Annotated in this window: 18 protein-coding genes; 8 read left to right on the top strand and 10 right to left on the bottom strand. The window is 72.8% G+C overall.

The genetic code is table 11. The annotated features are described in order from the left end of the window. Positions 1-40: 40 nt before the first annotated feature. The 4 genes from AB0O53_RS15845 to AB0O53_RS15860 form a co-directional block, all read right to left on the bottom strand. Positions 41-1,684, bottom strand: a complete 1,644-nt coding sequence (locus AB0O53_RS15845) for a serine/threonine-protein kinase (protein WP_350992755.1) — start codon at positions 1,682-1,684, stop codon at positions 41-43. A gap of 125 nt (positions 1,685-1,809) precedes the next feature. Continuing rightward, positions 1,810-4,473 (bottom strand): serine/threonine kinase C-terminal domain-containing protein, encoded by a 2,664-nt coding sequence (locus AB0O53_RS15850; protein ID WP_365196077.1) that lies wholly within the window; start codon positions 4,471-4,473, stop codon positions 1,810-1,812. A 77-nt stretch (positions 4,474-4,550) separates the two neighbouring features. Further along, complete coding sequence (locus AB0O53_RS15855) at positions 4,551-6,944, bottom strand: serine/threonine-protein kinase (protein ID WP_435886655.1); 2,394 nt, start codon at positions 6,942-6,944, stop codon at positions 4,551-4,553. A 281-nt stretch (positions 6,945-7,225) separates the two neighbouring features. After that, positions 7,226-8,932, bottom strand: coding sequence for a glycerol-3-phosphate dehydrogenase/oxidase (locus tag AB0O53_RS15860; protein WP_350992761.1), 1,707 nt, complete (start codon positions 8,930-8,932; stop codon positions 7,226-7,228). A 229-nt stretch (positions 8,933-9,161) separates the two neighbouring features. Here AB0O53_RS15860 and AB0O53_RS15865 point away from each other — a divergent pair, with 229 nt between their 5' ends. The 4 genes from AB0O53_RS15865 (at position 9,162) to AB0O53_RS15880 (ending at position 13,799) form a co-directional block, all read left to right on the top strand. Next, positions 9,162-10,391 (top strand): nucleotide sugar dehydrogenase, encoded by a 1,230-nt coding sequence (locus AB0O53_RS15865; RefSeq protein ID WP_350992763.1) that lies wholly within the window; start codon positions 9,162-9,164, stop codon positions 10,389-10,391. 114 nt (positions 10,392-10,505) lie between these two features. Next, complete coding sequence (locus tag AB0O53_RS15870) at positions 10,506-10,976, top strand: hypothetical protein (RefSeq protein ID WP_350992765.1); 471 nt, start codon at positions 10,506-10,508, stop codon at positions 10,974-10,976. A 99-nt stretch (positions 10,977-11,075) separates the two neighbouring features. After that, entirely contained in the window at positions 11,076-12,044 is a 969-nt protein-coding gene (locus tag AB0O53_RS15875) for a hypothetical protein (protein WP_350992767.1), read from the top strand. 12 nt (positions 12,045-12,056) lie between these two features. Then, positions 12,057-13,799 (top strand): M16 family metallopeptidase, encoded by a 1,743-nt coding sequence (locus AB0O53_RS15880; protein WP_365196083.1) that lies wholly within the window; start codon positions 12,057-12,059, stop codon positions 13,797-13,799. Between the two features lie 71 nt (positions 13,800-13,870). Here AB0O53_RS15880 and AB0O53_RS15885 read toward each other — a convergent pair whose 3' ends face one another. The 4 genes from AB0O53_RS15885 to AB0O53_RS15900 form a co-directional block, all read right to left on the bottom strand. Next, positions 13,871-14,995: a GuaB3 family IMP dehydrogenase-related protein gene (locus AB0O53_RS15885; RefSeq protein WP_350992771.1), complete on the bottom strand. Its 1,125-nt coding sequence runs from the start codon at positions 14,993-14,995 to the stop codon at positions 13,871-13,873. Positions 14,996-15,134: 139 nt separating this feature from the next. Next, positions 15,135-16,634, bottom strand: a complete 1,500-nt coding sequence (guaB, locus tag AB0O53_RS15890; RefSeq protein WP_359126073.1) for an IMP dehydrogenase — start codon at positions 16,632-16,634, stop codon at positions 15,135-15,137. A 113-nt stretch (positions 16,635-16,747) separates the two neighbouring features. After that, on the bottom strand, positions 16,748-17,377 hold the full coding sequence (locus AB0O53_RS15895) for a sigma-70 family RNA polymerase sigma factor (protein ID WP_350992775.1): 630 nt from the start codon (positions 17,375-17,377) through the stop codon (positions 16,748-16,750). Between the two features lie 375 nt (positions 17,378-17,752). Next, the gene (locus tag AB0O53_RS15900; RefSeq protein ID WP_003948568.1) at positions 17,753-18,364 is read right to left on the bottom strand and encodes a response regulator transcription factor; all 612 of its coding nucleotides are present in this window, start codon (positions 18,362-18,364) and stop codon (positions 17,753-17,755) included. 389 nt (positions 18,365-18,753) lie between these two features. On the opposite strand from AB0O53_RS15900, the gene AB0O53_RS15905 reads away from it, so the two are divergent. Then, entirely contained in the window at positions 18,754-19,080 is a 327-nt protein-coding gene (locus tag AB0O53_RS15905; protein WP_030027725.1) for a WhiB family transcriptional regulator, read from the top strand. 207 nt (positions 19,081-19,287) lie between these two features. On the opposite strand, the gene AB0O53_RS15910 is transcribed toward AB0O53_RS15905, so the two are convergent. Then, entirely contained in the window at positions 19,288-20,187 is a 900-nt protein-coding gene (locus tag AB0O53_RS15910) for a LysR family transcriptional regulator (RefSeq protein WP_350992777.1), read from the bottom strand. Positions 20,188-20,276: 89 nt separating this feature from the next. On the opposite strand from AB0O53_RS15910, the gene AB0O53_RS15915 reads away from it, so the two are divergent. From AB0O53_RS15915 to AB0O53_RS15925, 3 genes are all read left to right on the top strand, one after another. Further along, positions 20,277-20,963 carry an MOSC domain-containing protein gene (locus AB0O53_RS15915; RefSeq protein WP_365196270.1) on the top strand — a complete coding sequence of 229 codons (687 nt, stop codon included), beginning with the start codon at positions 20,277-20,279 and terminating at the stop codon, positions 20,961-20,963. Between the two features lie 31 nt (positions 20,964-20,994). Further along, a complete protein-coding gene (locus tag AB0O53_RS15920; protein WP_350992779.1) occupies positions 20,995-21,768 on the top strand; it encodes an SDR family NAD(P)-dependent oxidoreductase in 774 nt (257 codons plus the stop codon). Positions 21,769-21,890: 122 nt separating this feature from the next. Next, positions 21,891-22,586 (top strand): ester cyclase, encoded by a 696-nt coding sequence (locus AB0O53_RS15925; RefSeq protein WP_365196089.1) that lies wholly within the window; start codon positions 21,891-21,893, stop codon positions 22,584-22,586. A 75-nt stretch (positions 22,587-22,661) separates the two neighbouring features. Here AB0O53_RS15925 and groL read toward each other — a convergent pair whose 3' ends face one another. Then, positions 22,662-24,290, bottom strand: coding sequence for a chaperonin GroEL (gene groL / locus AB0O53_RS15930; RefSeq protein WP_350992783.1), 1,629 nt, complete (start codon positions 24,288-24,290; stop codon positions 22,662-22,664). Positions 24,291-24,349: the final 59 nt, after the last annotated feature.

Genomic DNA, 24,349 nt, shown 5'->3' on the forward strand with positions numbered 1-24,349 from the left:
CCGCCAGTGATCGCTGGCAGGATGCCCTGATCGGCGCCGATCAGGGCTTCTTGGCGGGCGGCTCCCAGCCGCTGAGCACGACGTCGAACTGCTGCTCCGTCGTGGCCCAGCTCGCGACCGGGCTGGAGATGTAGATCGCGTACTCCGTGCCGTCCGGCGCGATGTACATCTGCTCCTTGGCGCGGCGCGGGCCCGGGTGGTTCTGCTTCTCCGTGTAGGTGAAGTCCCAGAGCGCGGCCCGGGTGCTGTCCCGGAAGGTGTTCTGGTTCAGCCGCACCTTCTTGTAGTCCGTCCGCTTGGACACCTGTGTCTCCAGGTCGAGCAGGTGCGCGAGCGGGTCCCGGTAGTCCGGGGTGGGGTCGGCGGCGATCCGGACGAAGTGCTTGCCGTCGTCCGGGGTGTAGTCGATCTGGTCGCCGTTCGCCTTGCGCGTCCAGCCCTCCGGGACGAACAGGGTGAACCCGGCGAGGGGGTCGACGACCTTCTTGTAGCCGGCCGGCGGGGCTGCCGCCTGCGGCTTGCCCTCGTCGCCGGACTGGCCTCCGGTCGAGCTCGCGACCCGGTCGGGGTCGTTCTGCTTGCCCGGGTCCCCGGTGTACTTCAGGACCCCGAAGACACCGCCGCCGCCGAGCAGCGCGGCCACCAGGGCCACCACCGCGGCGCGCTTGAGCCAGCCGCCGTCCCGGTCGGCGGGCGCGGGCGCGGCCACCGTCCCGGAGACCGCGGGCTCCGGCAGCGGGGCCGTCTGCGCGACCTCCTCCTGCGGGGCCGGCTCCTCGGGCTTCTCCTGCGCCGGGGCCAGCTCCTCGGGGGTGACGGCGCGCGTCGGGACGTACGCGTGCGCCGCCTTCGGCTCGCGGCCCTCCATCGCCTCCAGCAGCATCCGCTCGGCCTCCTCCGCCGAGGGCCGCTCCGTGGGGTCCTTGCGCAGCAGGGAGGTGATCACCGGACCCAGCGGCCCGGCCTGGCGCAGCGCCGGCGGCTCGTCGTTCACCACGGCCTGCATGCTGGAGATGGGCGACGTACGGCGGAACGGGGAGCGGGCCTCCACCGCCGTGTAGAGGGTCGCGCCCAGCGACCACAGGTCGGAGGACGGGTCGGGGATGCCCCCGGTGACCCGCTCGGGCGCGAGGTAGTCGATCGATCCCACGATCTCGCCGGTGCGGGTGATGGACGAGTCGCCCTCGATCGCGGCGATACCGAAGTCGGTGAGCAGCACCCGGCCGTCCTTGGCGAGCAGCACGTTGCCCGGCTTGACGTCCCGGTGCAGCACGCCGACCGCGTGCGCGGCGCGCAGGGCGCCCAGCACGTGCAGGCCGATCCGGGCCGCCTCGCGCGGCTCGATCCGGCCGGCCGCCTTGGCCGCGTCCGCGAGGGAGGGGCCGTCGATGTACTCCATGACGATCCACGGCCGGTCGTCGTGCTCCAGCACGTCGTGGACGGTGACCACCGCCGGGTGCTGGATCCGGGCCGCCGCCCGGGCCTCCTTCTGCGTCCGGGCGTGCATGACGTCCCGGTCGGCCTGGGTGACGTACAGACCCGCCGTCAGTTCCTTGACCGCGACGGTCCTGTGCAGCAGCTCGTCATGCGCGCGCCACACCTTCCCCATGCCGCCCCGGCCGATCGGCTCGACGAGCCTGTACCGGCCCGCCAGCACGGCGCCCCCACCAGTCTGCTGTTCCACGAATTCCCGCCGCTCTCTGCACTTCAGGCCAGATTACGGAGCCCACGGGGGCTGTCGGAACCGCCCGGGCGCCGAAAGACGGCACTGTGACGCAATCGCCGTACTGATCAGTCGTCAATATCCGCTCATCCGCCCGCCTTGTAACTCGCCGTGGCCTTCTCGAAGACTTCGGTGACCTTGGTCTGTTCGTCCTCCGGACCGGTCACCAGGACGACGTGGTAACTGCCGCCCAGCGCGACGACGAAATTGCGGGCGAACACGTTGCGGCCGGTCCCGTCGATCCACGTGTAGCGGCCCGTGGCCCGCAGTTGCTGCCCGACCCGGGTGGTCTTCACGTCCCCGACCGTCGACCAGGTGGAGGTCCGGTACGGCGTCAGCTCCGGCTCCTTGTCCTTCTGGTAGGCCGCCGGGTCCGGATTGCCCTCGACCTTGTCCCTGCCGGGGACCACGGTCAGCACGAACGCCCCGTCGGTGTAGCGCACCTGGCCGGCCTCGTTGATCCCGCGGCGCTCCCAGCCCTCGGGGACGGCGATCTCGAAGTGCTCCGGGTCCTGCTGGGTGGTGTAGCCGGGCGGGGCCTGCGCGGGCGGGGCCTGCGAGGCGGCGGGGCCGGTCGTCTGGGGCGCGGGCTTGGACTCGGGCGTGCCGGTGGGCACCTTGGAGGGGCCCGGCCCCGCCGAGGTGTGCGCGGTGGTCTCCCCGGGGCCGTCCTGGTCCTGCGGGACACCGGCCCGGGGCATGAACAGCATCGCGTAGGCGACGGCTCCGGCGAGGAGGACCAGGATGCCGACGAGCAGGGTCCGGCCGAGCGCCAGGGGCTTGCGGGCGGCCGTGGGATTGCGGTGCCGTCCGTGGACCTCGCCGCGGCGGCGTACGACGGGCAGCCGCGCGGGATCCGCCTCCGGCATCGGGAGCACGCCGAGCCCGGCGTCCGGCTCGGGGGCGGACCGTACGAGCGAGCGCAGCCAGCCGCGCAGTTCCTCGAAGTCGGGCCGCTCGGTGGGGTCCTGGCGCAGCAGGGACTCCACGACGGGGCGGAGCGCGCCGCACTCCTCGGCGAAGGCGGGGGGCTCGGCGCAGACCATCTCGACGAGCTCGGCGACGCTGTCCTCCGGGTACGGGGCGTGGCCCTGCACGGCGCGGTAGAGCAGCGCGCCGAGCGCCCAGAGGTCGGTGGCGGGCCCAACGGGCGCCGCGAGCTGCCAGTGCCCGTGCACCGGGCCGGCCTGCTCGGGGGCCCACCGCTCGGTGATCGCGCCGACCACGGCCATGCGCGTGTGCCGCGCCCGCTCGGCGTCGAGCCCGGTCCAGGCGGCGGCCGCCCGCGGGGCCGGGGGCGGCATCGGGGCCGGCGCCGGGCTCGGCCCGCCGGGGGCGGGGCGGCCGGGTGTCTCGGCCTGGCGATAGCCCTGCGGCAGGGCGAGTTGCGCGGGCAGGGCGGGCGCCGCCGGTGCGTCGGACCGGTTCCACGCCGGCGGAGCCGGTACGGGCCGCGACAGGACCTCGGGCCACGGATCGGACCCGGGCTCGGGCTGCCGCCTCGGCTCGGGCCCGGTTGGGTGCTGTGGCTGGGGCCCGGTTGGGTGCTGTGGCTCGGGCCGGGCTTCGGACTGCGGCTGGGGCTGCGGCCGGGGGCGGACTTCGAGGTGCGGCTCGGGCTCGGGCTGCGGCTCGGGCCGGAGTTGGCGCTGCGACTCGGGCTCGGGCTCGGGTAGAGCAAGGCGGCGCGGGGTCGCGCCGTGCCAGGCGCCGGCGGGCCCGGCCGCGGTCTCCGGTCCTCCCCCGTACGGGTACGAGTAGCCCTGCGGGAGGGTCGATCCCTCGGGCCTGCGCTCGGGCGCGGCGGCGGGCCCCGCCTCGATCGCGGCTCCGGCCGCGGCCTCGGCCCTGCGCTGCTCGGTGACCCGGGCGGCCGCCGCCCGCGCGCCCGCCCGGTACGCGGCGACGACCCCGGCGCGCGCGGCGGCCTGGACGTCGGCACGCTCCTGCGGCCGCCCGGGGGTGATGTGGTCGGTGTACCGCGGCCCGGTGTCGTACCCCGGGGCCACGAGCGGCGCGTACTCGGGGGCGCCGTGATCGGGGGCGCCGTGATCGGGGGCCGGAGGCGGCGGCACGGGTGTCGGCGCGGGCGGAAGCGGTCCGGCCGGCACGGGAGCGGGTAACGGGTCGGGGTCGGAGCCCGCGCCCCAGCGCCCGTCGGGACCGGAGTCGGTGGTGCGGGGGACGGGGTCGTACCCGCACAGGGCCTCCTCCGCGGCCCCGGCCGCGAGGCCCGTCAGCACGACCCGGCCGTCCTCGCACACCAGCACCGTGCGCACGGTGATGTTCCGGTGCGTCCAGCCGTGCGCGTGCAGCACGCGCAGCGCGGTGAGCACGTCCGACGCCACCTCAGCAGCCCTATAGGGACTGAGGGGTTCGTCGGCGAGCAGCGCGGCCAGCGGCTTGGCCGGGACCAGTTCGCTCACTATCCACAGCGACTCGCCCTCGGCGAACACGTCGAAGACCTGGTCCAGTCGGGGGTGGTCGGGAATCGAGGCCGCGGCCTGCGCCGCCTCGATGGCGCGCCGCACGGCAGGCAGGTCGGCGGGAGCGCGGCGGACCGCCGGAACCGCCAACGGCCCGTCCACCAGCTCGGCGTCCACGACCTCCGGCAACGGCACCTGCCGGACCAGGACTTCCTGACCGCTGCGCGTATCAAAGGCCCGGGTCTCGACGAGTTCGTACGCGTCGGACGGCGGCAGCGGCAGGCGGTAGCGGCCGGCCAGGATCCGGCCCGCGTACTCCTCCACATCGCCTCCCCCGAGTGCGGCAGGCCGACAGGGCCCCGCTGACACGATACGTCGACAGGGGCGCCTGCGTCCCGGGGTCAGCCGAGAGGCTGGAACGTCTGGAAGGCGACGTCGCGCATCTGGGTGCACTCCGGGCCGTCCCACTGGTCCGCGGGGCAGCTGATCATGATGGCGTAGCCGCGGCCGGCGTCGATCTTGAAGCCGCGGTTGAGCACGCGGACCTTCGTCCCGCCCTGCTCCCGCTCGAACTCCCAGTCCGCGACGGTCGGATAGCCCCGGTACTCCACCTTGTCTATGCGGATCTGCCGGTAGCCCTTGCTGCTGCCGCCGACGGCCGGGGCGAGCTTGACCCAGGCGAGGGCAGCGTCGTCGCCCGGCTTGCCGGTGAAGTCGACCTGGATCCGCGGGAACCCGCCGTCACGGCTGAATATCCCGCCGGAGTTGTCGCCGGCCGTGCCCGTCCGCTTGAACCCCTCGGGCATCGCCATCGAGAAGTGGAACCCGGGCTCCGTCACCATCGCGTATCCGGCGGGGAGTGCGCCTCCCGCTCCGCCGGTCGTCACGCCCTGTCCCTGACCCTGGCCCTGGCCCTGGCCGGCGGTCTGCTGGCCCTGTCCCTGACCCTGGCCGCCGGCTCCCGCGTCGGTACCGGTGCCGGTGCCCGCGCTGCCGCCCGCGGCCGTCTCCCCGGTGTTCCCGGACGGCTTCGGGGAGCCCTGTTCGGCCCCGCCCGAGGTCTGCGGCGCGGACGCGGCCGGAGTGGCCTTGCCGCCCTTGCCCTGGTCCTTCTCGTCCTTGTCGTCGCCGCTGATCGCCCAGACGATCAGCGAGCCGACCACCGCGAGCACGGCGACCACCGCGACGAGGGCCAGCACGATGGTGCGGCGCGGCATGACGTCCGTGAGCGGCGCGACGACGGAGGCCGGCCGGCCCTTCGGCGCTTCCGCCGCCGAGGCCGCGGCCGGGGCGGCGGCCGCCTTGCGGGCGGCCTTCAGTGCGGCGCGGGCACGCTCGCGCTGCTCCCGCTCGCGGCGCTCCCGCTCCTTCTTCGCGGCCTTCTCGGCCGCCTTCTCCGCGGTGGCCTTCTCCGCCGCCTGTTTGGCGTCCGCCAGCGATATCTGCCGGGTCTCCTCGGCGACCGCGGGCACCACGGGGGCGGGTACCGGCTCGGGCGCGGCGATGACGGCGGTGAGCATCGCCCGGGCGCGTCCCTCGTCGAGGCGGCGGGCCGGGTCCTTGGCCAGCAGGCCGTAGATGACCTCGGTGAGCGGGCCGGCGTTCTTCGGCGGGTCAACCGGCTCGGTCATCACCGCGGTGAGCGTGGCGAGCGCGGACCCCTTGTCGTACGGGGGCGTGCCCTCGACGGAGGCGTACAACAGGCCGCCGAGCGACCACATGTCGGCGGGCGGGCCCGGCTTCTGGCCGCGGGCGCGCTCGGGCGAGATGTAGGAGGGGGCGCCGACGAGCATGCCGGTGGAGGTGACGGAGGGGTCGCCCTCGACCTGCGCGATGCCGAAGTCGGTGAGGACGACACGGCCGTTGCCGGCGATGAGCACGTTGGAGGGCTTGACGTCCCGGTGCAGGATGCCCTGGCCGTGCGCGGCGCGCAGGACGTCGAGCACCGCGAGGCCGACCTCGGCGGCGCGGTGCGGGGTGAGGGGGCCGTTCTCCCGGATGAACTCGGCGAGCGAGGGCCCCTCGATGAGCTCCATGACGATCCACGGCCGGGCGTCCTCGTCGACGACGTCGTAGACGGTGACGGCGCCGCCGCTGCGGATCCGGGCGATGGCCTTGGCCTCGCGCAGGGTACGGGTGATGAGGCGGCGCTTCTCGTCGTCGTCGACCCCGCTGCTGAAGCGGAGTTCCTTGACGGCGACGGTGCGGCCCAGGGTCTCGTCCTGGGCCCGCCAGACGGTGCCCATGCCGCCCTTGCCGAGCACGGCTCCCAGCCGGTACCGGCCGGCCAGCAGCCGCCCTTCGTCGTGACCGCCCTCGGCCGCCTTGGCGGCGGCGGCCTTGACGGCGGCGGCCATCGCATCGGCCTTCTCGACGACGGGGTTCGCCCCGGTCGCCCCGACGGGCTTGGGCGCGGGCTTCGCGTCCGCGGGCTTCGCGTCCTCGGGCTCGGCCACGGGCGCGGGTGCGGCCTTGCTCAGCCGCGGCTCGGCGGCAGCGGCAGGCTTCGCCTCGGCGTCCGGTTCGGCAGCCGTGGCCGCGGCCTCGTCCGGCTCCGGCTTCGCGGCGGGAGCGGAGGCGGGCTCCGCGTCGGCGTCCGGTTCCGCCGCGGGCGCGGCCTCGGGCTTCGCGTCAACGGCCGGTGCCGCGACCGTGGCGGCGGCCTTGTCCGGCCCCGGCTCGGCAGCCGCAGGCGCGGGCGCGGCCTTGCTCAGCCGCGGCTTCGCCGGCGCGGGCGCGGGGACGGGCTTCGGCCCATCAGCCTCCGCGTCGGCGGCCGTCCTTGCCGCGGGCACGGAAGCGTCCTCGGGCTTCGCCGCAGGCGCGGAGGCAGGGGCGGACCCCGCCGAAGCGCCATCGCCAAGCTTCGCCGCAGGCGCCCCGGCAGGTGACTCGGTGTGCTCCGGCTTCGACATGCGTCCCCTCTGCGATCGTGCCGCTGCTCCGCCCGCCCCAGCGGCTGAGCGACCCGGCGGCCGGGGCCCACGGTAACCCGCCCCGGCAGAGCCATCATTGTTCCTCACTCCGCAACGGACGGACCCCCCGGGTCTGCGGTTCCGCCTTCCGGATCCCGGAGTTACAACGGAACGATGTCGGGCGCCCCCAGCCGCGCCGCGTCCGCCGTCTGGTCGTCCGGCTGACGCTGCGATTCGCGTTCCGCCTGCACCCTCTTCTCGTAGTGCTCCACCTCCTTCTCGATCTGCTGCTTGTCCCATCCCAGCACCGGCGCCATCAACTCGGCGCACTCCCGTGCCGACCGCGTCCCCCGGTCGAAGGTCTCGATCGAGATCCGCGTCCGCCGCGTCAGGACGTCGTCCAGGTGCCGCGCCCCCTCGTGCGAGGCGGCGTACACGATTTCCGCCCGCAGGTAGTCGTCCGCCCCGGTCACGGCCCTGCCCAGTTCCGGATCGGCGGCGACGAGGTCGAGCAGTTCCTCGGTCAGCGTCCCGTACCGGTTCAACAGGTGTTCCACCCGCACCACATGAAGGCCCGTCCGGGCCGCGATCCTCGCCCGGCCGTTCCACAGGGCGCGGTACCCCTCGGCCCCCACCAGCGGCACGTCCTCCGTCACGCACGGCGCCACGCGCTGGTCCAGCCCGTGCACCGCCTCGTCGACCGCGTCCTTCGCCATGACCCGGTACGTCGTGTACTTGCCGCCGGCCACCACCACCAGACCCGGCACCGGATGCGCCACCGTGTGCTCGCGCGACAGCTTGCTCGTCGCGTCCGACTCGCCGGCCAGCAGCGGCCGCAGGCCCGCGTACACGCCCTGGACGTCGTCGCGCGTCAGCGGCACCGCCAGGACCGAGTTCACGTGTTCCAGCAGGTAGTCGATGTCCGCGCTCGACGCCGCCGGGTGCGCCTTGTCCAGGTCCCAGTCGGTGTCCGTGGTCCCCACGATCCAGTGCCGCCCCCACGGGATGACGAACAGCACCGACTTCTCGGTCCGCAGGATCAGCCCGGTGGTCGAATGGATCCGGTCCTTCGGCACGACCAGGTGGATGCCCTTCGAGGCCCGTACGTGGAACTGCCCGCGCTCCCCGATCAGCGCCTGGGTGTCGTCCGTCCACACCCCCGTGGCGTTCACGACCTGCTTCGCGCGGATCTCGTACTCCACGCCGCCCTCGACGTCCTGCACGCGCGCGCCGACGACCCGTTCACCCTCGCGCAGGAAGCCGACCACCCTCGCCCGGTTGGCGCAGTGCGCCCCGTACGCAGCGGCCGTCCGCACGAGCGTCGTGACGTACCGCGCGTCGTCCATCTGGGCGTCGTAGTACTGCAGGGCCCCCACCAGGGCGTCCTTGCGCAGCGCCGGCGCCACCCGCAGGGCCCGGGAGCGCGAGAGGTGCCGGTGCACCGGCAGGCCCCGGCCGTGCCCGCTGGAGACCGACATCGCGTCGTACATCGCGACGCCCGCGCCGGCGTAGAGCCGCTCCCAGCCCTTGTGCTGCAAGGGGTACAGGAAGGGCACGGGCTTCACCAGGTGCGGGGCGAGGCGCTCCAGCAACAGCCCGCGCTCCTTCAGCGCCTCCCGCACGAGGGCGAAGTCGAGCATCTCCAGATACCGCAGGCCGCCGTGGATGAGCTTGCTCGACCGGCTGGAGGTGCCCGAGGCCCAGTCCCGGGCCTCCACCAGACCGGTGGACAGGCCCCTGGTCACGGCGTCGAGCGCGGTCCCGGCGCCGACCACTCCCGCGCCCACGACCAGCACGTCCAGTTCCCGTTCGGCCATCCGGGTGAAGGCCGCGGCCCGCTGCTCCGGCCCCAGTGTCGCTGTCCTCACGGCTGCCTCCCGTTGGTGCGGGTGAGATCCCGCTCACATGCCCCCGTTTCCCGATTCTGACGTCCCGCACCCACTTCAGCCACCGCCTGTGGACAACACAACGGTGGCGTTCACCCCGGAATGCGACATATCTGTCATATATAAGCCTAGTCTGACATTGCGCCAGCTCCCCTGCCCTCGGGAGGACTTGCGCGGCACCCCCTCACGCCAGGGAAGGGACGGCATCCCCATGCCCGCAGACCTCGCCGTCATCGGACTCGGCCACCTCGGCCTCCCGCTGGCCCAGGCGGCCGTCGCCGCCGGGATCGAGACGGTCGGCTACGAAAGCGGTCCGGTCACGGACTCCACTCTCTCCGCTGCCGAGATCCGCCGCATGTCGGCGGCCGGCTTCCGGGTCACCACCAACCCCGCCGAGCTCGGCCGGGTCCGCACGGCCGTCATCTGCGCCCCCACCCGGCTCGGCCCGGACCGCGCACTGGACCTCTCCGCGGTGGGCGGCGCGGGCCGCGCCCTCGCCGCGCGGCTGCGCCCGCACACCACGGTGATCCTCGAATCCGCCGCACACCCCGGCGTCACCGAGGACTACCTGCGGCCGATCCTGGAGGAGGGATCCGGGCTCCGCGCCGGCCGGGACTTCCACCTGGCCTACTCCCCCAGCCGCCTCGACCCCGGCAACCGGACCCACGGCATCTCCAACACCCCCAAGGTGATCGGCGGCCTCACCCCCGCCTGCACCGAGTCCGCGCACGCCTTCTACGCCCGCCTCACCGAGAAGGTGGTCCGCGCCCGCGGCCTGCGCGAGGCCGAGACCGTGCAGCTCCTCGAAACCAACTACCGCCACGTCAACATCGCCCTGATGAACGAGATGGCCGTGCTCTGCCACGACCTCGGCGTCGACCTGTGGGACGTCATCCGCTGCGCCGAGACCAAGCCCTACGGGTACCAGGCCTTCCGCCCCGGCCCCGGCGTCGGCGGCCACGGCGTCCCCCTCGACCCGAACTACCTCCCCCACACCACCCGCACCCCCGGGCACCCGCTGCGCATGGTCGGCCTGGCGCAGGAGATCAACGACCGGATGCCGCAGTACGTCATCCAGCGCTCCGCCACCCTGCTGAACGAGCACGGCAAGTCCGCCCGCGGCGCCCGCGTCCTGCTGCTCGGCGTCACCTACAAGCCCGACCTCGCCGACCAGGAGGGCTCCCCGGCCGGCGAGATCGCCAGCCGCCTCATCGACCTCGGGGCGCTGATCAGCTACCACGACCCGTACATCACGGGCTGGCGGGTCAGGGACCAGCCGGTCCCCCGCGCCGAGTCCCTGTACGAGGCCGCGGCCAACGCCGACCTGACGATCCTGCTCCAGCACCACCGCACCTACGACATGCAGGCCCTGGCGGTGAAGGCCCAGCTCCTCCTGGACACCCGGGGCGCCAGCCCGATCGGCGCCGCCCACCGCCTCTGAGCACCGGGAAATCCCCCTGGCGATGTCCGAACGGGCTGCTAGCCTGCGGCGTCACTTATCTCGTATTTATGTCCGAGGGTCGCACGCGCGCTCGGACCCTGGGGGGATTTTCCGATGAGCCAGAACTTCACGCCGCCCGCGCCCGACTCCTACACCCCGGTCGCCGCCCCGGCCCCGGTCCGCAGCGGCAACGTCGCCCTGGCGGTCCTCGCGGCGGTCGGCACCGCCCTCGTGGCGGGCGCCGCCTACGGCGGCCTCATGGGCGCCATCGAGTACCAGATCGGCTACGCGGCGGCCGGTGTCGGCTTCCTGGTCGCCCTCGTCGCCGTCCGCCTCGGCGGCCGCAACCCCGTCCTCCCGGTCCTGAGCGCCGTGCTGACGCTCGGCGGCGTGTACGTCGGCTACGTCCTGGCCACGGCGATCGGCGTCTCGAAGAACGAGTCGATTCCCGTCTCCGAGCTCCTCACCACCGAGCTCGTGAACCTGAACCGGTTCTACATCGACAACATCGACCCGATCTCGATCCTCTTCTACGCGATCGGCGCATACGCCGCCTTCCAGACGGCCCGGAAGGCCGGCCACTGACACACCGGCCCGCCACGGGGCGCTGAGCAGGCACGATCGGTCCCTCTCCGCGCGAGAATCCCGGTCGACGGGATCCTCGCCGGTCCATATGATCCGCGCGTGCCCGCTCATACCCCGCCCGGTCGGCCCGTGTTCGAACCCGCCGACCGCATACCCGCCCTCGCCGCCCTGCGCTCCGCCGTCCGGCGCCAGGACTGGGACGCCGTCGCCGCGGCCTTCGACGGACTCGACGACGAGGACGACCGGACCCTCGCCTGCCGGGTCGTCGCCGAGACGAACGGCTCCGAGACGTTCCTGCGACAGGCCGCGGAGCGCCTCCCGCGCGACCCGCTGCCCCGGAGCCTGCTCGCCGACCGGCTGGTGCAGATCGGCTGGGGCATCCGTACCGCCCACCGGGCCCAGCACGTCTCCAAGCAGCAGTTCGACGACTTCCACGCCCACCTGCGGCGCGCCGAGATCCTGCTGATCGACGTCTGCGCCGAGCACCCGCGGTACGCCCTGGCCTGGTACCTCCGGGTCATCACCTCGCGCGGCCTCGAACTGGGCCAGGGCGAGACCCGCCGCCGCTACGACCGGCTCGCCGAGCACCACCCGCACCACTTCGGCGGCCAGTCGCAGCTGCTCCAGCAGATCTGCCCCAAGTGGGGCGGCAGCTGGGAGGCCGCGCACGGCTTCGCCCGGGAGTGCGCGGCGAAGGCACCCGAGGGAAGCCCCAACGGGGCGCTGGTCGCCATCGCCCAGCTGGAGAACTATCTGGAGATCGCCGAACAGACCAGCGTCGGCGCCGCGTCGACGTACCTGCGCGACCTCGACAACCAGACCCGGCGGCTCGAAGCGGCCGCCCGCTCCGCCCTCCACCCCGCCGCCCGCGCCGACGCCTTCCGCCTCGTCGACGCCCACAGCGCCTTCGCCGCCGCGCACAGCGCCGCGGCCCGCCACGCCGCGGCGGCCCCGCACTTCCGCGCCCTCGGCGACCGCGCGAGCGAGTTCCCCTGGGGCTACCTGGGGTCCGGCGACCACGAGGACGAGTTCGAACGCCACCGCAAGATCGCCCTGGCGAAGGGCTGAGGGACCACGGAGATGGACATCGACACCACCACGGCGCCCACCGCCACGACCGACGCGGACGGGATCACCACGACCACCGTGGACGGCGTGCGCACCCTGCTGGCACCCCGCTCCGGCCCCGTCACCGCGGGCCTCCTCTTCCGCGTGGGCCGCGCCGACGAAACCCTCCCCACCAGCGGGATCACCCACCTCGTCGAGCACCTCGCCCTGCACCGGCACGGCCTGAGCGATCTCCACTACAACGGCGCGACCGCCGCCGCGTACACCCTCTTCGCCGTCACCGGCACCACCGCCGACGTGGTCGAGTACCTCAACGGGGTCTGCGCGGCCCTGCGCGACCTGCCGGTCGACCGGCTGGAGACCGAGAAGGAGATCCTCCGCACGGAGGCCGCCGGCCGCGGCCGCGGAGCCGGCCACGGCATGGACCTGTGGCGCTACGGCGCCCGCTCCTACGGCCTCCTCGACTGCGCCGAGACGGGCCTGCCCGCCATCACCGCCGAGGACGTCCGCGACTGGGCCCGGACCCGGTTCACCGCCGAGAACGCGGTCCTGTGGATGACCGGCGACACCCTCCCCGAGGGCCTGGACCTGACCCTCCCCGCCGGCGAGTGGCTGCCCGCTCCCGAGCCGACCTCGGCCCTGCCCGCCACGCCGGCCTATTTCCACGGCGACGCGGGCGGAGTCGTGCTCACCTCGGTCCTGCCCCGGTCGACCGCGGCACACCTGTTCGCCGAGGTCCTCGGCAAGGAGCTCTTCCGCGAGCTGCGCCAGAAGGGCGGCTACTCCTACACCGCCGCCGCCGAATACCACCCGCGCGACACCGACCACGCCACCATCACCGCCTACGCCGACGCCCTCCCGGCCAAGCAGGACGCTCTGGTCGGCGCCTTCGTCGACGTCCTCGCGAAGCTGCGGGCCGGCCGCATCGAACAGGCCGACCTGGACTCCGTACGGGCTTCCGCGCTGGCACAGTTCGACAGCCCGGACCTCGCCGCCGCGATGCTTCCGGCCGCCGCCATGGACCTGCTGATGCGCCACCGCCACCTGGCCGTCGACGGGGCGCGGGCCGAGATCGAGGCGGTCACCGTCGAGGACCTCCACCGCGTCGCACAGGAGGTCTGGGCGGACGCCCTCGTGCGGGTTCCCGGCCGGGGTGTGGACTGGGCGGGCCTGACCGCCGCCGCGGCCTCCCCGGAGATCGTCACCGGACGCCGCTACTCGGCCCTGGAGGACGGGAAGGTCGCCCTGCTCGTGGCGAAGGACGGCATCAGCCTCGTCACGCCGGACGACCAGGTGACCGTGCGGTACGCAGAATGCGCCCTCATGCAGGTCTTTCCGGACGGCGCCCGCCACCTGGTCGGCAACGACGGCTTCACCATCGCCGTCGAGCCGACGCTGTACCGCCTGACCCTCGGCTGGCTCGCCCCGCTCGACGCCGGCGTGCCGGCCGCCGCCGTCGTCCGGATGCCGCCGCGCGACCCCGCCCGGATCCCGCGGCCGAACCCGTCGAACGTCCGGCCGCGGGCGGCCCGGCCCGACCGCAGCGGCGCCGTCACCGCCTGGATCTGGGTGCTGGGCACCCTCACGGTGCTGCTCTCGGCCGGCACGGGCCTCGTCGTGTTCGCCGAGACCGACCCGGAGCTGAGCCCCGAGGGCCCGGACTGGGCCGCGGTCTTCTTCTCGGTCCTGCTGACCGCGACCTGCGCCTATCCGTGGATCGAATACCTCCGCAAGCGCCGGCGCGGAGAAGGCTGATCCGGCCCCGGTACGCCGAAGGGCCCGGCCCCGAAACGGGGGCCGGGCCCTTCGGCGTGTGCGGCCGGGGGTCAGCGGCGGTGCTGGGAGTCCGCGACCGTGACCTCGACCCGCTGGAACTCCTTGAGCTCGCTGTAGCCGGTGGTGGCCATCGAACGGCGCAGCGCGCCGAAGATGTTCATCGAGCCGTCCGGGCTGTGCGAGGGACCGGTGAGGATTTCCTCGGTGGTGCCGACGGTGCCCAGGTCGACCTTCTTGCCGCGCGGCACGTCCTCGTGGACGGCCTCCATGCCCCAGTGGTTGCCCCGGCCGGGCGCGTCCGTGGCGCGGGCCAGCGGGGAGCCCATCATCACGGCGTCGGCGCCGCAGGCCACGGCCTTGGGGATGTCGCCCGACCAGCCCACGCCGCCGTCGGCGATGACGTGCACGTAGCGGCCGCCGGACTCGTCCATGTAGTCGCGGCGGGCCGCGGCCACGTCCGCGACGGCGGTCGCCATCGGGACCTGGATGCCGAGCACGTTGCGGGTGGTGTGCGCGGCGCCGCCGCCGAAGCCGACCAGCACGCCCGCGGCGCCGGTGCGCATCAGGTGCAGGGCCGCGGTGTAGGTGGCGCAGCCGCCGACGATGACCGGGACGTCGAGCTCGTAGATGAACTGCTTGAGGTTCAGCGGCTCGGCGGCGCCGGAGACGTGCTCGGCGGAGACGGTGGTGCCGCGGATGACGAAGATGTCCACGCCCGCGTCGACGACGGCCTTGGAGAACTCGGCGGTGCGCTGCGGGGAGAGCGCGGCGGCGGTGACGACGCCCGAGTCGCGCACCTCCTTGATGCGCCGGCGGATCAGGTCGGCCTGGATCGGCGCGGAGTAGATCTCCTGGAGGCGGCGGGTGGCCGACTCCTCGTCCAGCTCGGTGATCTCGTCGAGCAGCGGCTGCGGGTCCTCGTAGCGGGTCCACAGGCCTTCGAGGTTCAGCACGCCGAGGCCGCCGAGCTCACCGATGCGGATGGCGGTCTGCGGGGAGACGACCGAGTCCATGGGGGCGGCCAGGAAGGGGAGCTCGAAGCGGTACGCGTCGATCTGCCAGGCGATCGAGACCTCCTTCGGGTCCCGGGTACGCCGGCTCGGGACGATGGCGATGTCGTCGAACGCGTACGCCCTGCGGCCGCGCTTGCCGCGCCCGATCTCGATCTCAGTCACGTGTGGTGGCCTTTCCTCTGGGTCTGCCCGTCCAGTATCCCCGAACCCCGGCGGGCCGCGTTCCGGTGACCGCTGTACGGACGTCACGCGGGAGGGGCGGACCCGGTGACCCGGGCCCGCCCCTCCGTGTTGCTCCTGCTCAGCCCTTGCGGCTGTAGTTCGGGGCCTCGACGGTCATCTGGATGTCGTGCGGGTGGCTCTCCTTGAGGCCCGCCGAGGTGATGCGCACGAAGCGGCCGTTGTCCTGGAGCTCCGGAACGGTGCGCCCGCCCACGTAGAACATCGACTGGCGCAGGCCGCCGACGAGCTGGTGGACGACCGCGGACAGCGGGCCGCGGTAGGGCACCTGGCCCTCGATGCCCTCGGGGATGAGCTTGTCGTCGCCGCCCACGCCCTCCTGGAAGTAGCGGTCCTTGGAGAAGGAGCGCTGGTCGCCGCGGGACTGCATCGCGCCGAGCGAGCCCATGCCGCGGTAGGACTTGAACTGCTTGCCGTTGATGAAGAGCAGCTCGCCCGGGGACTCCTCGCAGCCCGCGAGCAGCGAGCCGAGCATCACCGTGTCGGCGCCCGCCACCAGGGCCTTGGCGATGTCGCCGGAGTACTGCAGGCCGCCGTCGCCGATGACCGGGACGCCGGCCGCCTTGGCGGCGAGCGAGGCCTCGTAGATCGCGGTGACCTGGGGGACGCCGATGCCGGCGACGACGCGGGTGGTGCAGATGGAGCCGGGGCCGACGCCGACCTTGATGCCGTCGCAGCCGGCGTCGATCAGGGACTGGGCGCCGTCGCGGGTCGCGACGTTGCCGCCGATGACGTCGACCGTGGAGTTCGACTTGATCTTGGCGACCATGTCGCCGACCAGGCGGGAGTGGCCGTGGGCGGTGTCGACGACGATGAAGTCGGCGCCCGCCTCGATCAGCGCCTGGGCGCGCTCGTACGCGTCACCGGCGACGCCGACGGCGGCGCCGACCAGGAGGCGGCCTTCCTTGTCCTTGGCGGCGTTCGGGTACTTCTCGGCCTTGACGAAGTCCTTGACCGTGATGAGGCCCTTGAGGATGCCCGCCTCGTCGACCAGCGGAAGCTTCTCGATCTTGTGGCGGCGCAGCAGGTCCATGGCGTCCACGCCCGAGATGCCGACCTTGCCGGTGACCAGCGGCATCGGGGTCATGACCTCGCGCACCTGGCGGCTGCGGTCCGACTCGAAGGCCATGTCGCGGTTGGTGACGATGCCGAGGAGCTTGCCGGCGGGGTCGGTGACCGGGACGCCGGAGATGCGGAACTTCGCGCAGAGTTCGTCGGCCTCGCGCAGGGTCGCGTCCGGGTGCACCGTGATCGGGTCGGTGACCATGCCGGACTCGGAGCGCTTGACGAGGTCGACCTGGTTGGCCTGGTCCGCGATGGACAGGTTGCGGTGCAGCACGCCGACGCCGCCCTGGCGGGCCATCGCGATGGCCATGCGGGCCTCGGTGACCTTGTCCATGGCCGCCGAGAGCAGCGGGATGTTCACGCGCACGTTGCGCGAGATGAGGGAAGAGGTGTCGATGTCGTCCGGGGCCATGTCCGACGCGCCCGGCAGCAGCAGCACGTCGTCGTAGGTCAGTCCGAGCGTGGCGAATTTGTCGGGCACTCCGTCGGCGGTCATGACACCTTCCCAATGGTCTTGCTCAGCGCGGATGTCCATGCTAACGGGATCCCGACGCGTCTCATTCCACGACCAAGGTCAACCACGAGTTTCGTAGTTTCCTACGGGTACGCCTACTGCTCGGCGAGCGCACGGAGCCGGCTGAGGGCCCGGTGCTGGGCCACGCGCACGGCCCCGGGGGACATCCCGAGCATCTGGCCGGTCTCCTCCGCGGTCAGCCCGACGGCCACCCGCAGGACGAGGAGTTCGCGCTGGTTCTCCGGAAGGTTCTCCAGCAGCTTCTTGGCCCAGGCGGCGTCACTGCTCAGCAGCGCGCGCTCCTCGGGGCCCAGCGAGTCGTCCGGCCGCTCGGGCATCTCGTCCGACGGCACGGCCGTGCTGCCCGGGTGCCTCATGGCGGCCCGCTGCAGGTCGGCGACCTTGTGCGCGGCGATGGCGAAGACGAAGGCCTCGAAGGGCCGACCGGTGTCCCGGTAGCGCGGCAGCGCCATCAGGACGGCGACGCAGACCTCCTGCGCCAGGTCCTCCACGAAGTGGCGGGCGTCACCCGGGAGCCGGGACAGCCGGGTGCGGCAGTAGCGGATCGCCAGGGGGTGCACGAAGGCGAGCAGGTCGTGCGTGGCCTGCTCGTCGCCCTCGACCGCCCGGCGTACGAGCGCGCTGACGCCCCCGGCACTGCCGCCTCCGGCGGCGCCGGTGGGGCCTGTGGCCGCGGGGGACCCCAGGGCCTCGTCGTCGCGCATCCGTCCATGGTGCCTTGGCGCCGGAGCATCCGCGGCACCGTGGCCCTTTTCGTGCGTCGAAGCGTTATGAGCGGGTGCGCCGGAACTCTTCATCTGCGCCCTCCCCTCCCGCTCGGCCGAATAGTCCCCGAGAGACTCCACACCCTCAAGGATGCGGCATCGCGCACGAAGCGAGACGTCCCCCGGATTGTGCCCCGCCAACCCCCGGGTGCGCACCGGGTACGGCGGGACAGGGCTACCGCGACGAGAAGAGGCGCCGGGAGGCGCCGGGAGACGGCAAGAGCGGCGCGCCGCCCCGTCCACCGGTGGCGGACGGGACCGCTCTCGACGATCCGCGGTCTGCGGCGGACCGGGCGGGGCCCGGCCGCTGCCGGGTCAGCGGACGAGACCCCAGCGGAAGCCGAGCGCCACGGCGTGCGCGCGGTCCGAGGCGCCGAGCTTCTTGAACAGCCGGCGGGCGTGCGTCTTGACCGTGTCCTCGGAGAGGAAGAGCTCGCGCCCGATCTCCGCGTTGGACCGGCCGTGGCTCATGCCCTCCAGCACCTGGATCTCGCGCGCGGTGAGGGTGGGCGCGGCGCCCATCTCGGCGGAGCGGAGCCGGCGCGGAGCCAGTCGCCAGGTCGGGTCGGCGAGGGCCTGGGTCACCGTGGCCCGCAGCTCGGCGCGCGAGGCGTCCTTGTGCAGGTAGCCGCGGGCGCCGGCGGCGACCGCGAGGGCCACGCCGTCCAGGTCCTCGGCGACCGTCAGCATGATGATGCGGGCGCCGGGGTCGGCCGAGAGGAGGCGGCGGACCGTCTCCACACCGCCGAGCCCGGGCATCCGTACATCCATCAGGATCAGGTCGGAGCGGTCGGCACCCCAGCGGCGGAGGACTTCCTCGCCGTTGGCAGCCGTCGTCACACGCTCGACGCCGGGCACGGTGGCAACCGCGCGACGGAGCGCCTCTCGGGCAAGCGGGGAGTCGTCGCAGACGAGGACGGATGTCATGACCGCCCTCCGCAGCTGCTGATGCGCGTCACCTTGAGCCTCCAGGCTGGTACGTATCGTCACCTGTGCGGTCGATGCTCCCGGACACCTGTCCGAGAACTTGTGGGTTCAACCGCCTTCGCACTCTCAACGATGGTCACTCGAAAGAGTTACGGGTCGGACGGACACCTTCGGCACTCTACGTGAGGAAGCGAACACTGCGGCGGAGGCGCGAGCGGCCTGTCCTCCATCTGGAGCTATGCCCTATTTGGCGGCTTTCCTTCCGTTTGGCACGTGTCTGAGGCTAGATTCCCAATGAGTCATATTTACATCTACTCCGACAGTAGGTGTGGAGACCCTTGGAGACATGGACCGTATCCGCCTCAGTACCGGCACCAAGAGGACTACCAATGGCAGATTTCTCCCGCCTCCCCGGACCGAACGCCGACCTCTGGGACTGGCAGTTGCTAGCCGCCTGCCGCGGGGTCGACAGCTCCCTCTTCTTCCACCCGGAGGGCGAGCGGGGCGCGGCCAGGAGCGCGCGCGAGGCCTCGGCTAAAGAGGTCTGCATGCGATGCCCGGTTCGTTCGGAATGCGCCGCGCACGCACTCGCCGTCCGTGAGCCCTACGGGGTGTGGGGCGGCCTCACCGAGGACGAGCGCGAGGAACTGATGGGCCGCGCCCGGCACCGCCTGATCCCCGCGTCGAGTGCGATCGGACCGATCGCGCCGCACTGAGAGCCGACACCACGACGGAAGGAACGTTTCCTCGGCACCACCCGCACGCCGGGGCGTGTCGCCGCCCGGCCCGGGTTTCACACGTTCGGCCGTACGCACCCCCCGCGCGTACGGCCGGTACGTGGCCGCGCGCCCGGACCCGTACGTAACCGCGTGCCCCGCACCGAACGCGGCCGCGCGTACGGCCGGCCGCGCGCTGCGGGCCCGTCAGCGCGCGGCCGCGCGCTCCAGCTCGGCCAGGGTCGCGGCCACCGCGGGCACCCGGGCCAGGTCGGGCAGGGTCAGCGCCACGACCTCCCGCTCGACGGCCGGCTCCACGGCGAGCGTGCTGACGCCCTTGGCCCGTACGGACTCCACCGCGAGCTCCGGCAGCACCGCCACGCCCAGCCCCGCGCCGACCAGGCCGACCACCGCCGGATAGTCGTCGGTGGCGAAGTCGATGCGCGGGGTGAAGCCCGCGTCCTCGCACACCTCCACCAGATGGCGGCGGCAGCGCGGGCAGCCCGCGATCCAGGGCTCGTCGGCCAGTTCCGCCATGCCCACGCGCTCCGCGCCCGCCAGCGCGTGCCCCTCGGGCACCAGCCCCACGAGCCGGTCGGTCAGCAGCGGCCGCACCACGAGGTCCTCCCACTCGGCCGCGGACCCGGCGGCCCCGCCGTAGCGGAAGGCCAGCGCCACGTCGCAGTCGCCCTCGCGCAGCATCTCCACCGACCGCGGCGGCTCGGCCTCGACCAGCGAGATGCGGGTGCCGGGGTGCTCGGCGCGCATCGCCGCGAGGGCGGTCGGCACCAGGGTGGAGCTGCCGCTGGGGAAGGACACGAGCCGCACCCGGCCCGCGCGCAGCCCGGCGATGGCCGCGACCTCCTCCTCCGCGGCGGTCAGCCCGGCAAGGATCCCGGCGGCGTGCCGGACCAGGGCCTCGCCCGCCTGGGTCAGCCGCATCTCGCGGCCGGTGCGGATGAGCAGCGGGGTGCCGGCCGACTGCTCCAGCGCCTTCATCTGCTGGGAGACGGCGGGCTGGGTGCAGCCGAGTTCGCGCGCGGCCGCGGAGAAGGATCCGGTACCGGCGACGGCGCGCAGTACCCGGAGATGACGTGCCTCGATCACCCTTCGAGCATAAGGCCCTCTTTGACCGTCGCGCGAATACCTCTGTGACGCTTTGGGGCGGCCCGGTTAGCCTTGGGTCCATGGGTCCCATGCATCTGATCTCCGTGAACGTCGGCACCGCCACGCCGTCCGAGCACACCGACGCGGAGAGCGGGGTGACGGGCATCGGCAAGCGCCCCGTCCCCGGCCCGGTCCGCGTCTTCGCCCCCGGCGACAAGGCCACCGGCCTCGGCAGCGGCCTGGAGGGCGACGCCATCTGCAACCGGCGCCACCACGGCGGCGACCACCAGGCCGTCTACGCGTACGCGCGCGAGGACCTGGACGTGTGGGAGCGGGAGCTGGGCCGCGAGCTGCCCGGCGGGCTCTTCGGCGAGAACTTCACGACGTCCGGCATCGACCTGAACACCGCCCGGATCGGCGACCGCTGGCGGGTCGGCGCGGACCTCGTCCTCGAAGTGGCCTCCGCCCGCATCCCGTGCCGCACGTTCCAGGGGGCGCTGGGCGAGACCGGCTGGGTCAGGCGGTTCACCCAGGAGGCCCGGCCGGGCGCGTACCTCCGGGTGATCCGGGAGGGCTCCGTCTCCCCCGGCGACCCCATCGAGATCATCCACCGGCCGGACCACGACGTGACGGTGCGGCTGTGGTTCCGCGCCTTCACCACCGAACGCGCGCTGCTGCCGAGCACCCTGGCCGCGGGCGCGGCGATGGAGCCCGAGGCTCACGAGACCGTGCGCCGGTACGTGGAGAAGTACGGGACCGGGGCCGGGGCGCGGTAACGCTGTCGTCCGGGGCGGCTAGGTTGCGCCTATGACGACTGCGTTGATTACGGGATCCACGGCGGGCATCGGCGCCGCCTTCGCCCGGCGGCTGGCCGCCCAGGGGCACAACCTCGTGCTGGTGGCGCGCGACACCAAGCGCCTGGGCGAACAGGCCACGGAGCTGCACGACCTGCACGGCATCGAGGCCGAGGTGCTGGTCGCCGACCTGGCCACCGAGGAGGGCATCGCGGCCGTCGAGAAACGCCTCGACGACCGCACGCACCCCGTGGACCTGCTGGTCAACAACGCGGGCTTCGGCAACAAGGGCCGCTACCTCGAAGTCTCCATGGCCGACGAGCTGACCATGCTGAAGGTGCACGTCGAGGCGGTGCTGCGGCTGACCTCGGCCGCCGCGGAGTCGATGCGCTCGCGCGGGCGCGGCGGCGTGATCAACGTGGCCTCGGTGGCCGCCTTCGTACCCCGCGGCACGTACGGGGCCAGCAAGGCCTGGGTCGTGCAGTTCACCCAGGGCGCGGCGCGGGACATGGCGGGCTCCGGGGTCCGGCTGATGGCGCTGTGCCCCGGCTTCGTACGGACGGAGTTCCACCAGCGCGCCGGCATGGGTACGGACAACATCCCGGGCTGGATGTGGCTGGACGCCGACAAGCTGGTGGCCGCGGCGCTGGCCGACCTGGCGCGCGGCAAGACGGTGTCGATCCCGGACCCGCGGTACAAGGCGCTGATGGGCGTGGTGAAGCTGACGCCGCGCGGGCTGCTGGGCGGGGTGTCCTCGCGCACGGGCCGCAAGTACGGGCCCCAGTAGCGCCGGTGACCCGCCGGTAAGCCTCCGCCGAAGCGCCGAGCAAACCCGCCGTTCGGGTCAATCCTCCCTAAACTGGACATGTCCCATCTCCAGCGGGAGGCGACGCGATGACATTCGTACAAGTGATCGATTATGAGACGACGCGGTTCGATGAGATGAACGCGCTCATCGACCGCTGGGCGGAGCAGAGCAGCGGCAGGCGCACCGCCACGCACACGATGATCGGCCAGGACCGCGAGGCCCGGAACCACTACGTCGACATGGTGGAATTCGCCTCGTACGAGGAGGCCATGAGGAACTCTCAGCTCCCCGAGACGGACCGGATGTTCCAGGAGATGGTGTCCCTCTGCGAGGGGATGCCGAAGTTCATGAACCTCGACGTCGTCCGCGACGAGCACCTCAACAAGCAGCTCGTGAACCGGGTGTTCCAGGAAGCCGCCATGGCCGGCGACATGGGCGTCCTCGACGAGTGCTTCGCGGTGAACTACATCGACCACGACGCCAGCAAGGAGGAGTCCACGGTCATCGGACGCGAGGGCATGCGCACGGACATGGAGATGTGGCGCGCGGCCTTCGACATGACCTTCGAGCCGACGGCCCAGGTGGCCGAGGGCAACATGGTCACGACGGTGTGGAACTGGCGCGGCACCCACAAGGGCGAGTTCATGGGGGTCGCACCGACCGGCAAGACGTACGAGATGTCCGGGACCACGACCTTCCGGTGCCAGGACGGAGAGATCACCGAGGGCTGGTGGCACTACAACCCCGGAGCCCTGCAACGCCAGATGGGCGGGACCGGCGCGCCCTACGGGACCTGAGCCCCGAACCGCCCCCGAACACGGGGAAGGCCCCGCTCCGCGGCTGCGGAACGGGGCCTTCGACGTGGAGCGCGATCAGTGGCTGTGGCCGTGACCGTGGCCGTGACCGGCGTCGCCCTCGTCCTCCGCCGGCTTCTCGACGACCAGGGTCTCGGTCGTGAGCAGCAGGGAGGCGATGGAGGCGGCGTTCTCCAGCGCGGAACGGGTGACCTTCACCGGGTCGATGACGCCGGCCTTGACCAGGTCGCCGTACTCGCCGGTGGCGGCGTTGAAGCCCTGGCCCTTGTCGAGGTCGGAGACCTTCGAGGTGATGACGTAGCCCTCGAGGCCCGCGTTCTCGGCGATCCAGCGCAGCGGCTCGACGGCGGCGCGGCGCACGACCGCGACACCGGTGGCCTCGTCGCCCGACAGGCCGAGGTTGCCCTCGAGGACCTTGACGGCGTGGACGAGCGCGGAGCCACCGCCGGAGACGATGCCCTCCTCGACCGCGGCGCGGGTCGCGGAGATGGCGTCCTCGAGACGGTGCTTCTTCTCCTTGAGCTCCACCTCGGTGGCGGCGCCGACCTTGATGACGCAGACGCCGCCGGCGAGCTTCGCCAGGCGCTCCTGCAGCTTCTCGCGGTCCCAGTCCGAGTCCGTGGCCTCGATCTCGGCCTTGATCTGGTTCACGCGGCCGAGGACCTCCTCGGAGCTGCCCGCGCCGTCGACGATCGTGGTGTCGTCCTTGGAGATCGTGACGCGGCGGGCGGAGCCCAGTACGTCCAGACCGGCCTGGTCGAGCTTGAGGCCGACCTCCTCGGCGATGACGGTGGCACCGGTGAGGGTGGCCATGTCCTGCAGCATCGCCTTGCGACGGTCGCCGAAGCCCGGGGCCTTGACGGCCACCGCGTTGAAGGTGCCGCGGATCTTGTTCACGACGAGGGTGGAGAGCGCCTCGCCCTCGACGTCCTCGGCGATGATCAGCAGCGGCTTCGAGCCACCCGCCTGGATGACCTTCTCCAGCAGCGGCAGGAGGTCCTGGATGGAGGAGATCTTGCCCTGGTTGATCAGGATGTACGGGTCGTCGAGGACGGCCTCCATACGCTCCTGGTCGGAGACCATGTACGGGGAGAGGTAGCCCTTGTCGAAGGCCATGCCCTCGGTGAACTCCAGCTCCAGGCCGAAGGTGTTGGACTCCTCGACGGTGATGACACCGTCCTTGCCGACCTTGTCCATCGCCTCGGCGATGAGCTCGCCGACCTGCGAGTCCTGCGCGGAGAGCGCGGCCACGGCGGCGATGTCGGACTTGTCCTCGATCGGGCGGGCGGTCGCGAGGAGGTCCTCGGAGACGGCCTTGACCGCGGCGTCGATGCCCTTCTTCAGGGCGGCCGGGGAAGCACCCGCGGCGACGTTGCGCAGACCCTCGCGGACCAGCGCCTGGGCCAGCACGGTGGCGGTGGTGGTGCCGTCACCCGCGATGTCGTTGGTCTTGGTCGCCACCTCCTTCACGAGCTGCGCGCCCAGGTTCTCGTACGGGTCGTCCAGCTCGACCTCGCGGGCGATGGTGACACCGTCGTTGGTGATGGTGGGGGCGCCGAACTTCTTGTCGATGACGACGTTGCGGCCCTTGGGGCCGATCGTCACCTTGACCGTGTCGGCAAGCTTGTTGACGCCGCGCTCGAGGGCGCGACGGGCGTCCTCGTCGAACTTCAGGATCTTCGCCATGGGAGCGGTTCAGCCCTCTCGAAAACTCGGGTTTAACGAGCTACGCCCCTCGCCGCCCG

The sequence above is a fragment of the Streptomyces erythrochromogenes genome, from assembly GCF_040684695.1.
Classification (GTDB): Bacteria; Actinomycetota; Actinomycetes; order Streptomycetales; family Streptomycetaceae; genus Streptomyces; species Streptomyces erythrochromogenes_C.

Coding starts and splice junctions, on each gene's coding strand:
- AB0O53_RS15865 (WP_350992763.1), top strand. CDS start 9,162: ATGCCCGCAGACCTCGCCGTCATCGGACTCGGCCACCTCGGCCTCCCG.
- AB0O53_RS15870 (WP_350992765.1), top strand. CDS start 10,506: ATGAGCCAGAACTTCACGCCGCCCGCGCCCGACTCCTACACCCCGGTC.
- AB0O53_RS15880 (WP_365196083.1), top strand. CDS start 12,057: ATGGACATCGACACCACCACGGCGCCCACCGCCACGACCGACGCGGAC.
- guaB (WP_359126073.1), bottom strand. CDS start 16,634: ATGACCGCCGACGGAGTGCCCGACAAATTCGCCACGCTCGGACTGACC.
- AB0O53_RS15895 (WP_350992775.1), bottom strand. CDS start 17,377: ATGCGCGACGACGAGGCCCTGGGGTCCCCCGCGGCCACAGGCCCCACC.
- AB0O53_RS15900 (WP_003948568.1), bottom strand. CDS start 18,364: ATGACATCCGTCCTCGTCTGCGACGACTCCCCGCTTGCCCGAGAGGCG.
- AB0O53_RS15905 (WP_030027725.1), top strand. CDS start 18,754: ATGGCAGATTTCTCCCGCCTCCCCGGACCGAACGCCGACCTCTGGGAC.
- AB0O53_RS15915 (WP_365196270.1), top strand. CDS start 20,277: ATGCATCTGATCTCCGTGAACGTCGGCACCGCCACGCCGTCCGAGCAC.
- AB0O53_RS15920 (WP_350992779.1), top strand. CDS start 20,995: ATGACGACTGCGTTGATTACGGGATCCACGGCGGGCATCGGCGCCGCC.
- groL (WP_350992783.1), bottom strand. CDS start 24,290: ATGGCGAAGATCCTGAAGTTCGACGAGGACGCCCGTCGCGCCCTCGAG.